Annotated in this window: 10 protein-coding genes and 1 tRNA gene; 5 read left to right on the forward strand and 6 right to left on the reverse strand. The window is 33.2% G+C overall.

The features are described from left to right. Position 1 precedes the first annotated feature (1 nt). From N1F78_RS13880 to ribB, 4 genes are read left to right on the forward strand one after another with little or no spacing between them, the layout of a single operon-like run. On the forward strand, positions 2 to 637 hold the full coding sequence (locus N1F78_RS13880) for a LolA family protein (protein ID WP_406683768.1): 636 nt from the start codon (positions 2 to 4) through the stop codon (positions 635 to 637). Continuing rightward, positions 637 to 2,670 carry an LptF/LptG family permease gene (locus tag N1F78_RS13885; RefSeq protein ID WP_406683769.1) on the forward strand — a complete coding sequence of 678 codons (2,034 nt, stop codon included), beginning with the start codon at positions 637 to 639 and terminating at the stop codon, positions 2,668 to 2,670. The genes N1F78_RS13880 and N1F78_RS13885 overlap by 1 nt, the downstream gene beginning before the upstream one ends. After that, positions 2,660 to 3,016, forward strand: a complete 357-nt coding sequence (locus tag N1F78_RS13890; RefSeq protein ID WP_406683770.1) for a hypothetical protein — start codon at positions 2,660 to 2,662, stop codon at positions 3,014 to 3,016. The genes N1F78_RS13885 and N1F78_RS13890 overlap by 11 nt, the downstream gene beginning before the upstream one ends. Before the next feature lie 16 nt (positions 3,017 to 3,032). Beyond that, a complete protein-coding gene (gene ribB / locus N1F78_RS13895; protein WP_406683771.1) occupies positions 3,033 to 4,190 on the forward strand; it encodes a 3,4-dihydroxy-2-butanone-4-phosphate synthase in 1,158 nt (385 codons plus the stop codon). On the opposite strand, the gene N1F78_RS13900 is transcribed toward ribB, so the two are convergent. Both N1F78_RS13900 and N1F78_RS13905 read right to left on the reverse strand, forming a co-directional pair. Beyond that, positions 4,180 to 5,379, reverse strand: a complete 1,200-nt coding sequence (locus tag N1F78_RS13900) for a DegT/DnrJ/EryC1/StrS family aminotransferase (protein ID WP_406683772.1) — start codon at positions 5,377 to 5,379, stop codon at positions 4,180 to 4,182. The genes ribB and N1F78_RS13900 overlap by 11 nt on opposite strands. 86 nt (positions 5,380 to 5,465) lie before the next feature. After that, positions 5,466 to 6,095 carry an NAD(P)H-dependent oxidoreductase gene (locus tag N1F78_RS13905; RefSeq protein WP_406683773.1) on the reverse strand — a complete coding sequence of 210 codons (630 nt, stop codon included), beginning with the start codon at positions 6,093 to 6,095 and terminating at the stop codon, positions 5,466 to 5,468. Positions 6,096 to 6,282: 187 nt separating this feature from the next. Here N1F78_RS13905 and N1F78_RS13910 point away from each other — a divergent pair. After that, positions 6,283 to 6,367: transfer RNA gene (locus tag N1F78_RS13910), tRNA-Ser, on the forward strand. 40 nt (positions 6,368 to 6,407) lie between these two features. Here N1F78_RS13910 and N1F78_RS13915 read toward each other — a convergent pair. From N1F78_RS13915 to N1F78_RS13930, 4 genes are read right to left on the reverse strand one after another with little or no spacing between them, the layout of a single operon-like run. After that, positions 6,408 to 8,627, reverse strand: coding sequence for a GH92 family glycosyl hydrolase (locus tag N1F78_RS13915; RefSeq protein ID WP_406683774.1), 2,220 nt, complete (start codon positions 8,625 to 8,627; stop codon positions 6,408 to 6,410). Between the two features lie 10 nt (positions 8,628 to 8,637). Then, positions 8,638 to 10,947, reverse strand: a complete 2,310-nt coding sequence (locus tag N1F78_RS13920) for a family 20 glycosylhydrolase (protein WP_406683775.1) — start codon at positions 10,945 to 10,947, stop codon at positions 8,638 to 8,640. Positions 10,948 to 10,979: 32 nt separating this feature from the next. Further along, positions 10,980 to 12,278: an alpha-L-fucosidase gene (locus tag N1F78_RS13925; protein ID WP_406683776.1), complete on the reverse strand. Its 1,299-nt coding sequence runs from the start codon at positions 12,276 to 12,278 to the stop codon at positions 10,980 to 10,982. 17 nt (positions 12,279 to 12,295) lie between these two features. Next, positions 12,296 to 14,617 (reverse strand): GH92 family glycosyl hydrolase, encoded by a 2,322-nt coding sequence (locus N1F78_RS13930; protein ID WP_406683777.1) that lies wholly within the window; start codon positions 14,615 to 14,617, stop codon positions 12,296 to 12,298. Positions 14,618 to 14,636 lie beyond the last annotated feature (19 nt).

The following is a 14,636-nucleotide window of genomic DNA, read 5'->3' on the forward strand; positions in this document are numbered from 1 at the left end:
CATGAAAAAAATTATAACACTTTTAGTTATAACTATTACATTAAGTGCTTTTTCTCAAAACAAAGGAAAGGTGTTATTGGATGAAGTTTCTCAAAAAGTGAAGAGTTATGAAAATATTTCAATAGATTTTAAATATACCTTAGAAAACACATCTGAGAATATTAAACAAGAAACACGTGGTGATGTTGTTATGCAAGGAGAAAAGTATAAACTTAATATTTTAGGTATTACCCGTTTATTTGATGGTGCTAAACTTTATTCTATAAGTCCTGAAGATGAAGAAGTAACTATTTCTTCTGAAGACGAAAATGAGGAGGATGCCATTACACCAAGTAAAATGCTATCATTTTATGAAGAAGGTTATATCTATGAGTTAGATATTAAGCAAAATATTAATGGCAGAATTATACAATATGTTAAGCTTACCCCAATTGATTCCAACTCAGAATTAAAAAGCATTCTTTTAGGAATAGACTCTCAAACTAAAAATATTTACAATTTAATTCAAGTAGGCAATAATGGATCTAAGACTACGCTTACGGTAAATTCTTTTAAAACAAATCAGCCTATTTCAAAAACCTTATTTACCTTTGATGCCAATAAATATCAAGATTATTACATCAATAATATAGACTAGTGAAGATACTAGACCGATACATAATTACCTCTTATTTTAAAACTTTTATCAGTGTGTTTTTAATACTCATACTGATATTTATTTTACAGAGTCTTTGGTTATATATTAAAGAATTGGCAGGTAAAGATTTAGATTTGGTAATTATACTTAAAGTACTGTTGTATATTTTACCTAGTCTAATTCCCTTAATATTACCTTTAACTATACTCGTATCTTCTATAATGGTTTTTGGTAGTTTTGCTGAAAACTATGAGTTTGCAGCGATGAAATCTACCGGGATATCGTTGCAACGCGCTATGAAGGGACTAAGTGTCTTTATTATTGGGCTGGCTATAGCGGCTTTCTTTTTTTCAAACGAAGTAATTCCTTGGGCCAAACTTAACTCTTATAATTTGCGCCGTAATATTGCTAAATCAAAACCTGCGGCAGCAATTACAGAAGGACAGTTCAATGAAATAATGAATTACAACATTAAAGTTGAAAAGAAAGGTGGAGATAATGATAGATTTTTAGAAGATGTTACTATTCATATTAAAGGCTCTGATGGTAGAAGTAATGCCACTACAATAAAATCTAAAACTGGAGAACTTGTTAGTAATGAGAAATCTAATGTTTTAAAATTAATTCTTCATAACGGTAATTACTATAGTGATATATATTCATCAGATTCAAAAAGCAGAAAAAAGAAACCTTTTGCTAAAAGCACTTTTGAAAAGTATACCATAAACATAGATCTTTCAGGAATGAATGATATTGATTTTGAGGAAAAATCTCAAACAGCCAAGTATGATATGCTTGATATAAATGGTTTGAATAAAACTATAGATTCTTTGAACAAAAAAGAAAAGCAACAAAAAAACTCTCTTTCTAAAATTTTATTGCAAAGGTCTTCGGTATTAAAAACAACAAAAGTTAAAAAGCCTGAAAGAAATATTAAACAAGATTCTGTTTATACTGGAGATATTCTTCCTCTTTTTAACACAACTAGAAAGCTACAATTAATAGAAGCTGCTTCAAGAAAATCTACTAGTGCAAAGCAAATAATAGTTACAAAACAAGACAATTTTAATAAGGCTAAGAAATGGCTAAATAGGCATTATATATCACTTCATGAAAAGTTTGCTTTAAGTTTTATTTGTGTCATCTTGTTTTTTGTAGGCGCTCCTCTTGGTGCTTTAATACGTAAAGGAGGTATTGGGTTACCAATGGTAATTGCTATTCTATTATTTTTAACCTATCATTTCATGGGAATATTTGCAACTAACAGTGCTAAAAATGATACCATTAACCCTGTTATTGCTAGTTGGTTTTCCACTTTGGTAATGCTACCCTTAGGAATCTTTTTAACTAAAAGAGCCACAGCTGATAAAGGTTTGTTTGAAGGTGATGGCATATTTGAATTTCTTAAAAAAGTATTCAGAATTAAAAAGAAAGAGGCTGAATTAGATACATCAATTTATGATTCTCAAGACCCTGAATATGAAGTTTTAGATAACTACAATAATGATAAACTTATTAGTATTCTAAAAAATCACAAACAATTTGGATATAAAGCCATCTATAGAAATACCTCTTTAGAAATTTTAAACAAAAGAGGAATAACAAATGAACAATTGAAATTTTCTGGTAATTATAATAACCGAGAGTATGAACAAACAATTAACTTAAAAAATAAATTTGAAGAAGACTTAAAATTAACATTAATACTATATCTTCTTTCGTTAATTACTTCAATTGTTGGAGCTATATTAGACAATAACAATTTCCCAATAACAGGAACAACACTTTTTACTGCTGGACTAATAGCACAAGTTTTATTTCTTATATCATTTGTAAAAGTTTGTTTTAGTGAACACAGCCTTAGGAAACAAATTGGAAAAGATTTTAATTCATCTATAATCTTAATTTATATAATTGGAATTCCATTGTTTTTTATAGGTTATTATTTACTAGATAAGAATATAAAAACGAGTTTTGACTTAGATTTAATTGATAATGAAGACTCTAAAAAGATTGAACTTAGTGATACGTAATAAATCAAAAAACGATTATAATGCACACTCTAATTACAGTATAATTTTATATAGTATTGGTGTAGCTCTTTTATTTGCTTATTTTATTTTTAGAAATAATAAATTATCTCATTTAGCCTCTTCTTCTTTTCAATTAAGTATTGTTTCATTTGTACTATTTATAGTTTATTATTTTAAGTCTTTATTGAATATTAATAAATTGTATTTAGAAGATTGCTTAAATAATAAAAAGCCAACTATCCTTTTAAAAATTATTGGCTTTCCTTTTTATTGGATAACATATTTTCAATTTAAATCTAAAATAAAAGAAGACTTAAAGCGTAATTGTTTAGAATCTTTAAAATAAGCAATATCTTTGCGATATGTTTGAAACTATGACTCAAGAAACTACAAAACAATTTAAGTTAAATACCATTCATGAAGCTATTGATGATATTAGAAATGGTAAGGTAATTATTGTTGTTGATGATGAAAATCGAGAAAATGAAGGTGATTTTGTAGCTGCAGCAGACAAAGTTACTCCACAAATGATAAACTTTATGGCTACACATGGAAGAGGGCTTATTTGTACACCTCTTACAGAAAACCGCTGTAAAGAATTAGAGTTAAGTATGATGGTGCGTAACAACACTGACCCTATGGAAACTGCATTTACAGTTTCTGTAGATTTACGAGGTGGTGGTGTTACTACAGGAATATCTGCAAATGATAGAGCCAAAACGGTTAAAGCATTAATTGATCCAGACACAAAACCATTTGAGTTGGCCAGACCAGGTCATATATTTCCTTTAGTAGCAAAAGAAGGTGGTGTTTTAAGAAGGACTGGACATACTGAAGCAGCTATAGATTTTGCAAGATTAGCAGGATTAAAACCAGCCGGAGTTATTGTGGAAATAATGAATGAGGATGGTAGTATGGCAAGATTACCAGAACTATTTGAAGTAGCTAAGCAGCTAGATTTAAAAATCGTTTCCATTGAAGATTTGGTGGCATATAGAATGCAGCATGATTCTTTGATTGAAAAAAAGGAAGATTTTCAAATTGAAACTAGGTTTGGAAGCTTTAGATTAAGAGCCTACAAACAAACAACTAACAATCAGGTTCATATAGCTTTAACAAAAGGACAATGGAAAGATAATGAAGGCGTAGCGACTAGAATTAATTCTACATTAATTAATAATGACATATTAGGCACATTAACTAATGATGCCGATAGGCAATTAGATAGTATGTTTAAAATAATTGAAAAAGAAGGCAAGGGCGCTGTAATATTCATTAATCAAGAATCTAGATCTATGAATATTTTAAAGCGTTTATCTTTTTTAAAGGAGAATCAGATTCAAAACAAAGTTTTAAAAGCTCCAAGAATTAATATGGATACGAGAGATTTTGGTATAGGTGCTCAAATCCTTCATGATTTAAACATCCATAAATTAAGATTAATATCAAATACTACCCAAACTAAACGTGTTGGTTTAATTGGGTATGGTTTAGAAATTGTAGATTATATTAATTATTAAGCACCGTTTTTATAATTTGCGCCATTTTATTTGCTCTTTCTTGAACTTCTTCTTTTGTCCATGAGAGTTTAATTAAGCATGAAATATTTCTACCTATATAATGATCTGATTTATCAAAAGTTTTAGTTTCAAGATATTTTAAGCCTTCTTTAACTTCTGCAGAAATTGGAAAAAGCGATTTTAATTCTTTTAAATGATCCCACTTACGTATGTAGTGCCAATTATTATCGTAATAATTCCAACATAAGTCAATACCACCTTCTTTAAACCCCTGTATTACCTTTCTTGTGCATTCTAAATCTGGCAAAAAGAAATTGAAAAACGCACCACTTTCCACTCCTCCTTCTGGAACATTTCTTAAAGTAACTCCATTAACCTGAGAAAGCGTTTCTTTGAAAATATTAAGATACTGTCTTTGAATGCCAATAAACTCATTTAAACGCTGTACTTGCGCCAAACCAACCGCGGCATGCAGCTCTGAAATTCTAAAATTATAACCTAAAATTGGGTGTGCTTCTGCTCCCCTATCATTACCAATATGGTCATGACCATGGTCACTAAAATGATCAGCATTTACGTAATACTCCTTATTATTAGTTATTACTGCTCCTCCTTCACCACATGTTATTGTTTTAACAAAATCAAAAGAAAAACACCCTAAATCACCAATACTACCTAAGGGTTTTCCATTATAGGTTCCGCCAATAGCTTGACACGCATCTTCAACCAACAGCAAATTGTGCTTGTCACAAATAGATTGTAATGCTTTTAAATCTCCCATACTACCACACATTTGCACTACCATTACCGCTTTGGTTTTTGGTGTAATAGCCAACTCTACTGATTCCGGGTTTAGTGCTAAGGTATCATCTATATCAACCAATATAGGAACTGCACCTAAAGCCATAATAGCTTCAAAACTGGCAACAAATGTAAAAGTTGGCATAATCACTTCATCTCCTGCACCTACTCCAGCGGCTGCCAAGGCAACCGAAACAGCTGCTGTTCCGCTAGAAACTAGTTGAACATAATTTGTTTGAAAAGCATTTTCTAAAGCTGTTTCTAATTCTTTGGCTTTCCAATGGCCGTTACGCATGCCATCAAAACCGTAGCGCATTAGCACACCATTATCTAACACATCATTTACTTGTTGTCTTTCTAAATCTCCGAATAATTCAAATCCTGGCATAGTTATTTTTTTGTTTGCGTTAGGGATTGTAGCAAGTTACCGTGTAACGCGAAAAGCCCGACCCGATAGGGTAACGCCCTTATATTTTATATTTCTAAAACACTTTCTGTAATATCCATCCTTACTTTTTTGAAACCGGCGAATATATCATCTTGCGCCCTATAACCAACCGGCAAAAGTAGAACGGATTTCAAACCTTTATCATTAAGGTTTAATATTTCATCAAAACTTTTTGAAATAAAGCCTTCCATTGGGCAAGAATCTATCTCCTCAACGGCACAAACAGTCATTAAATTGCCCAAAGCTATATAAGCTTGATTTTTTGACCATTGTTGCTGTTCTTTATTAGTTTTTGCTTCCATCATTTTAATTAAATCATTTTTATAAGGATTTAATATTTCATCAGAAGTTTTTCTAATTTCTTTTATGTTATTGTAATATTCATTAACATCTTCTCTATTTATTTTGTCTTGAATGCATATTATAAGCAAATGAGATGCATCTAAAACCTGAGTTTGGTTATAAGAAAATTTTACTAATGATTCCCTAAGAGCTTTGTCTTCAATAACAATCATTTTAATGGTTTGTAATCCAAAAGAAGTAGCAGTTAAATTAAAAGCTTCTTTTAAAACATTAATCTTATTAGAAGAAAGATTCCTGTCTTTATCAAACTTTTTAGTTGCATAACGCCACTTTAATTTATCTATTATATCCATTTTTAAGCTTAGATTTTTGCAAATGTAATATTTGAAATTTTCATTATTAAGTTATTAGCCAATAAAATCTTTGAATACTATTATAGATGGAGAAATTATTTTTTAAAAAGTTGATGTTTTATTTGAAAGAAACGAAAAAGGATTTTATATTTGCACCCGCATTCAGGGAATACCTGATGAGACACTTGGAGAAATGGCAGAGTGGTCGAATGCGGCAGTCTTGAAAACTGTTGAGGGTCACACCTCCGGGGGTTCGAATCCCTCTTTCTCCGCAAAACCCTTGTAAATAATATATTTACAAGGGTTTCTTTTTTACTTTAAATCTTCCTTTTTTTTGGCTTTAGGACCTAGTATATAATGAATAGTACCTCCTTCAATTATTTGCCGATGAGTAATGGTAAGCTTATCATACGGCTTTCCATTTAAGGTTATAGACTGGATATATTTGTTATCTTCAGATTGATTTTCGCTACTAACTACAAACTGTTTTCCATTATCTAAATTTATAGTGGCGCTTTCTACCCAAGGTGATGTCAAACTATATATCCCATCGGCTGGATTAATAGGATACATTCCCATAGAAGAAAAAACTAACCAAGCAGACATTTGACCACAGTCTTCGTTTCCACAATAGCCATTAGGATTAGTACTATATTGGGTCTTTATGATTTTGCGAACCATTTCCTGAGTCTTCCAAGGTTGCCCAATGGCATTGTACAAATAGGCTACATGATGACTTGGTTCATTTCCATGGGCGTACTGACCAATCATTCCCGTACTAAAAATTGGTAATTTGTCATCAGCGGTTGGATAAAACGTAAACATAGAATCTAACTTGGCTGTAAATTGTTCTTCTCCTAACGTGCTCTTTAATCCTTCTATATCATGAGGCACGAACCAGAAATATTGCCAAGCATTGCTTTCACAAAACTCTCGCGTGTATTCCTTAGCCACAAAAGGACTGGTGAACTTCCCGCTTTCATCTTTTGGACGAAAAAAAGTAGATTCGTTGTCATACAAGTTCTTCCAGTTATTGGCTCTTTTTTCAAATGTTTTTTGAACACCCTCTACCCCTAAAGCTTCAGCAAAAACTGCAATACACCAATCGTTATAAGCATATTCTAAGGTTTTAGAAACAGACCAGTTTTCATGATGTTCACCAGTTGGCACATAGCCATACTTTTTGTATAAATCTATTTGCCTACCATTTTCATTGGCTGAAGCAATACACGCTTCTAATGCTTTTTTAGCATCCATAGAAATACCCTTAAAATAAGCATCTACAATTACTGGTACGGCATGGTAACCAATCATCATATTTGTTTCGTTTCCTGCCAAAGACCAAACTGGTAACAATCCAGTCTCATCATAATGCGATAAGAATGATTTTATCATGTCTTTGGTTTCATCGGAAGCAATTAGTGTGTATAAAGGATGTGTTGCCCTAAAAGTATCCCATAATGAAAAAGTGTCATATTTGTTATAACCTTCCGCAATATGAGTTTCTCCATCTGCACCTTTGTAAGCGCCATCAATATCACTATGTAAAGATGGAGTTAAAAACACATGATATAAATTGGTATAGAACAACTCTTTTTGAGCTTCGGTACCCTCAATGGTTATTTTAGATAGGTATTTTTGCCAAATATTATCTGCTTCTTGAACTGTTCTTTCAAAATCCCAATGCGGAATTTCAGCTAGCAAACTTTTACGTGCTCCATCTATACTTGCAGATGACAAGGCTACTTTCACTTGTATCTTCTCGTTGTCTTGCGTTTTATAATTAGCAACTATTTTGGTAAACTGACCTTCTATTTCTTTGGCCATAACTTCCTCAGATTTATTAAACAACTGAGCGCTTAGAAAAGGCTTAGAAAATTCCATCACAAAATATATACGTTGGTCTGCAGCCCACCCTTTAGATTTTCTGTATCCTGAAATTGTTTGCTCATCTTCTATAATGATTTTGGTTTCCATGGGCTTATCCCAATTTAAGCTGTAGCCTAAATCTAAAATAATCTGGCTTTGGTTATCTGCAGGGAAAGTATATTGATGAAAACCTACACGCTGTGTGGTGGTCAACTCTGCTTTGATTCCTGAATTTAGTAAGTCCACCGTATAATATCCTGGTCGCGCACTTTCTCTTTCATGTGAAAATTTGGAATAAGGTCTATAGCCCCCCTCAGGAGTTAAACTTTCTGTGAATCTGCTGTTTAATGGCATTACCAACAAATCATACATGTCTCCAGCTCCCGTACCTGAAAGGTGCGTATGACTAAAGCCTGCAATAGTGGAATCTGGATAAAAATATCCTGCAATTCTATCCCAACCAGGTAAACCATTATCTGGACTTAACTGTACCATTCCAAAAGGAACTACTGCCCCAGGATAGGTGTTTCCGGGACCATCCGTTCCCGTAAATGTGTTTACATAATCCGTTAGTTTTTTTACTTCAATAATTTCCTTTGGTTCTTGCTTACAAGCAACAAAGGATATACACAAAACAAAGGCAAAACCTATAAAACGTTTCATATTTTGTATTTTAATAAGCCGTAACTTCTGATGTTAAGGACTTTAGTTCTTCACCTTGCAATCCGTACCAAGCATTGATTACTCTTGATTTATCACTAGGTCTGTATTTAATTGTAATTGGGTGCCATCCTTTTTTAAGTGCTATTTTCCCATAACGTTTTCTTGGTCCGTGCCAACCACTGTTGTCTACCACCGTTTCATCACCAATAAATAATTTATCACCTCCATCTGAACGTGTTTCAAACTCATATACACCATCTTTTTCAGCTTTAAAATAGCCTTTGTAAGCAATAGAGAAATCTTTTGCTTTCTTAAACTCTTTATCTAAATGAATACTATCTGCAATGGAAAATTTAGTAGATGAGGGTACTATAATATCATCCACCCCTCTGGCCTTTCCGTATTTTCCCTTCAGTATCCATCTTTTTAATCCTTTTTCTTTAGGTTGATTGGTTGATGCTTCTACATAGGTTTTACGAACTACTTTATTGGTTTTAATATCGTTGAACTTATTACCCAAATAAGCTCTAGCTTTTATAGTCAGCGTATCGTTAACCGTAAAAGGTTCTTCGTATTTTATAGCATCTCTGGTAGGAATACTTCCGTCTAAAGAATAATATATCTCTACTCCTTTTAAGGGATAAGCCAGCTTTAAAGAAACTTCGGCTTCATCAACTATAACAATTTCTTTTTTAAGACCTTCTACTGCCGGAATATAATAATACACACCCAAAGCATCTAATCTCTTATATTGACCTTCTGCTCTTATGTTAAATGCCTCAAAATTTTTCTCTTTACTAACCCATCCGTTTTCTGAAACTGCTAGCATTCTTGGAAAGGCTTGATATTGTAACCTTTTAAAGTTTGGAATCCACTCAGACCAAAGGTTAGCCTGAATCCCTAATACATTAGCTTCTTCTTCGGCAGTAAAATCTGTTGGAATTGGCTCATAGTTATAAACGTTCTCGAGTGTATTTCCGTCGTTTAAATAATCAAAATAGTAGGCAGCAGTTGTGGTTACCACCACTTTATTTCCATTTTCAGCAGCAATTTTTGGAGCTTTTGGGTGCCAATTTCTCCACCACATAACACTAGCACTTTTAGTTAAACCTCCAGTTACAATTTCATCCCAACCCATAAACTTTTTTCCTTTAGATTGTAAAAATTGCTCTATATCTCTGTTAAAGTGCGATTGTAATTCATGCTCGTCTTTTAAAGCATTATTTTTTATAGCTTTTTGGCAATTAGCACACAGCTCCCACGAAGCTATATTTACCTCATCTCCTCCAATGTGAATATATTCAGCAGGAAACAACTCTACAACTTCTGCCAAAACATTCTTCATGAAATCATAAGTGGTTTCTTTTCCTAAACATGTGGGATACGTAAACACAGTATCCCAACCAGATTCCCCTGTACACGATAAAAACGGATAATTGTCAATGGCAGATTTAAAGTGACCAGGCATGTCTATTTCAGGAATTACCGTAATACACCTTGCATCTGCATAAGCTATAATTTCCTTGATTTGTTCTTGGGTAAAAAACCCACCATATTTACGTTCTCCATCTACCACTTTAAACCTAGATTCATCTATGGTAAATAATTTGTTCTCCACCGCTCTTTCCATACAAATGGTATCTTGATTGTTTGGAATTCTCCAGGCTCCTTTTTCTGTTAGTAAAGGATATTTTTTTATTTCAATTCTCCAACCTTGGTCATCGGTTAAGTGCATGTGGTAGGTATTCAACTTGTACAAAGCCATGTAATCTAAAAAGTCTTTAACCTCATTTATGTCAAAAAAGTGACGGCTAAAATCCATATGCATACCTCTCCATTCAAATCGAGGTTCGTCTTGAATAGTAACACTAGGCACAAACCAATCTTTTTTAACCACTTCTTTACTCTCAATTTCCAAAGGTAACAATTGTCTTAAGGTCTGTACCGCATTAAAAAAACCCGTTTCTTCAGAGGCCTTTATTGTAATGGAAGCTAGATTTACAGTTAACAGATAAGCTCCTGTTTTTAGTTCATCAACATTTTCAAAAATGATTCCTGTATTTGCAGCTTTATCTTTTACCTGTAAATTGTAACCGGAAGCCCTATGAAATAACTGCACCAAGAAGTTAACAGCTTTTTCCTGAGATGCATCAGATTGAACTACCTTTGTGCTTTGGTTTATTAAAAACGCTCCTTCAGTTAATTCCAAACTTGTAGGTAGTGGAATTAGTTTGATATCATCTACGGTAAAACTAGGTATAGATTTTGAACAGGATGATATAAACAGCGTAATTAATACAAGTTTTATTAAACTTTTCATTTGAATATTATTTAGTTATTTTCAAAAAGCAATCACTTTATATTTAGCTTCAAAATCTCATCAATATCATCAATATTTTTACTGTTTAAATAAACAAATACACCTTCATTAGTTTGTTTAAACTTTACTTTTTTTCCTTCAAAAGTAGTTACAGATTTTACTTTCTCTTTTAGTTCTGGAATAAAGAAATAAGGCTCAGAAGAAGGGTTTAAAATGTGCATATATAAGGTTTTACCTTTTTGTGTCATTGTTCCCCAGTTTTGGGAATTAATTACATTCCCTCTAGTTCCGTAAATACTTTCGCCATACTTGTTGGTCCACTCACCAATTTCTCCTAAAGTTTCTACAAACTCTGGTTGAATTTTTCCGTTGGGCATTGGCCCCACATTCAACAATAAATTCCCGTTTTTACCAGCAGCGTTTACTAAGAAATGGATTAATCTTTCAGTGCTTTTAAACTTTTTATCGTAAATACTATAACCCCATTTACCAGCCATAGTTGCACAAGATTCTAGAGGCAATTGGCTTACCTGAACGCCACCGCTGTAACCTCCATGATTCTCTCCAGGTAAATCACGCTCAAAAGTTTGAATATCATCTCCAGGGATTGGTTGAATATGATGATTATTTGCTATTAAGGTATTTGGACTTAATTCATGTATTAAAGAATAAATTTCATCATACTGCCAGTTCCCTTCTTTTTGATCCCAATGACCATCAAACCAAATGCAACCTATTTCGCCGTAGTTAGTTAATAGCTCTGTTAATTGCGCTTTCATAAAGTCAACATATTTATCCCATTGTTTTGCATCACCTTTCTTTCCTTGTTTATAGTCTTCTCTTTTCCAATCTAACAACGAATAATAAAAGTTTAATTTAATACCTTCTTTTTTACAGGCCGCTGCCAATTCTTTCATTGGGTCTTTTCCGTAAGGAGTCGCATCTACAATATTAAAATCACTAGCATCTGTATCAAACATGCTAAAACTGTCATGATGGCGCGATGTAATAGTAATGTACTTCATCCCTGCTTTTTTAGCCAACTTAACCCACTCTTCAGCATTGAAATCTTGTGGATTGAAAAAATCAGCTAATCGAGAATAATTATCAGCTTTTATCTTCTTTAAAAACATCACCCATTCACCATCGGCTAGCACACTATAAATACCCCAGTGTATAAACATTCCAAATTTCATATCCTGAAATTCTTTGCGCGCTTCTAAATTCCCTTGTGTTGGGGTATACTCTGGCATAGGGTAATTGTAATGTTTCTGTGCAATTGCAAGCATTGCTATAAAACTAAATACAACTGTAAAAATTAGTTTCTTCATTTTTTGTATAATTATTATTATTTAATCTTTGGTTTTATCCCCATTTCCATTTCTAAAACACCTCCATTAACAATTTCTTCATGAGTGATAAAAAACCTGTTTAAAGGCCTCCCGTTTAGCGAAATAGATTGGATATATATGTTTTCTTTGGAATTATTATTGGCTATAATTTTGAATGTTTTTCCTGAATAATAATCGGAATCTAACTTGATTTCAACCTCATTAAAAACTGGACTAGTAATCTGATATTTGTTGTCTCCTGGATTGATGGGATGAATCCCCATGGCTGCCAAAACATACCAAGCAGACATTTGTCCAACATCTTCATTACCACAAAGCCCATAAGCTCCCAGACCATACGCATCGCTACAAATAGTACGTGTAATTTTTTGAGTTAAATGAGGCACACCAGCTTCATTTAACATAAATGGCACATGATGTACGGGTTCATTAGGGTGATTGTAATAGTTATTCCAAAGAAAATCTTCTGGAGTTTTTTCAAAAAAGGAAATGAGTTCATCTTTAAAAGCTTGTTCCCCTCCCATAAGTTCTTTTAAACCATCAATATCATGAGGAACAAACCAACCTTGTTGGTAGGGGTTACTTTCTATACAACCTTGTCCGTGTTTTGTTTTTCCTTTCCATTCTAACCAAGTTCCGGCACTATCTTTAGCTCTAAACCAATTTACTTCATCGTTCCAAATATTCTTATAATTTTTACTTTTATGGAAATACTCATCGGCAATAGCATCTTTACCCAAAGATTTTGCCATAGTTGCTAAAGCCCAATCTGAATAGGCATATTCTAAGGTTTTAGAAACATGTTTATGGAAATAACCTAAGTCACCGTTCCCTGTGTTGTTTACGGTATTTAAAGCATATTGAAATGCTTTTTCAATATCATAATTCTGAATGCCTTTTTGGTACGCATCATTGATTACAGAAACTGCCGGATTACCCAACATACACCCTGAGTAGGAATTCAGCATTTCCCAACGTGGTAAATATTCATTGCCACTGTATTCCGCCATTTGTAATAGCGAATTAATTTCGTCGTTTACCAAAGTTGGATTGATAATGGTTTGCAACGGAAATTGCGAGCGAAACACATCCCAACCACTAAAAATAGTTCGGTATGTAAACCCTTTAGTTTGATGAACTTTTTTATCAGCTCCTATGTAATTTCCATTAACATCAGAAAACGTCCTTGGGTCTATCATAGTATGGTATAAGGCCGTGTAAAAAATGGTTTTCTCTACATCTGTAGCTCCTGAAACTTTTACATTTTGAATGGCTTTGTTCCAACTTTCACGAGCTTGATTTCTGGTTTTATCAAAATCCCAATGGTCAATGTCGTGTTCTAAGTTTTGCTTCGCTCCTTCTACACTCACAAAAGAAATACCACTTTTGACCAAAACCTCTTCACCTTCTTCTGTACTAAAGTTGGTAAAAAAACCTAAGTGTTTACCATGAAGTTCTTTTGCACCTTTGTGAATTGTTGCATTTTTAACTGCTTCTTGGTAATTATCTCTCCTTATAAAACGCATTTTTCTTGGTACATCAGGAATATCTGCACTCCAAACACCATAATCTTTTAAAGGCTTGCTAAACTGGCAATAAAAGTACACCACATAATCTGCTTTTCCGGCTCCTGCGCCCCAACCACCACCTTCTGGTGGGCATTTCATCCAACCCGAAATGGTGTTTTTATTTTCTATTTTTATGTATTGCTCCGTTGAAGTTCCACCTACTCTTCGGGCTAAATCAATCTGAACACGTGAACTATCACTTTTTGGATATGTAAAACGAATAATACCAGCTCTAGAAGCCGTGGTTAGTTCAGTTTTTACTTTGTAATCTTCTGAAACAACTGAATAATAACCTGCCTTGGTTACTTCAGTATCATGAGAAAAACGAGAACGATACCCACTCTCAGGTTCCTTAGCAATACCACGATTGGTTTGTAATTTTCCTGTTGTTGGTGTTACTAAAAAATTCCCTAAATCTCCAAACCAGCCTACACCACTCATGTGTGTAAAACTAAATCCTTCTATAGTTGGATTTTCATAGGAATACCCAGAACCATTATCGCCATCTGAAACTGTATCTGGACTTAATTGCACCAAACCAAAAGGTGTAACAGCTCCGGGAAATGTTTTACCAAATCCGTGAGCATCCTTTGATTTTTTACCATAAGTAATAGCTCCAATTATCGGATCAATATAATCTACAGGTTCTTTTTCTTCTGTTGTTGTTTCTGATTTTGTATTACATGCAAATAATAGCATAACAATTAGCAGTACGCAGCATCTATATATTATTTTTTTATATGCTTTCATATAATTTATATTAACATGT

Source organism: Seonamhaeicola sp. MEBiC01930 (genome assembly GCF_045277075.1).
In the GTDB taxonomy this organism is placed as follows: domain Bacteria; phylum Bacteroidota; class Bacteroidia; order Flavobacteriales; family Flavobacteriaceae; genus Seonamhaeicola.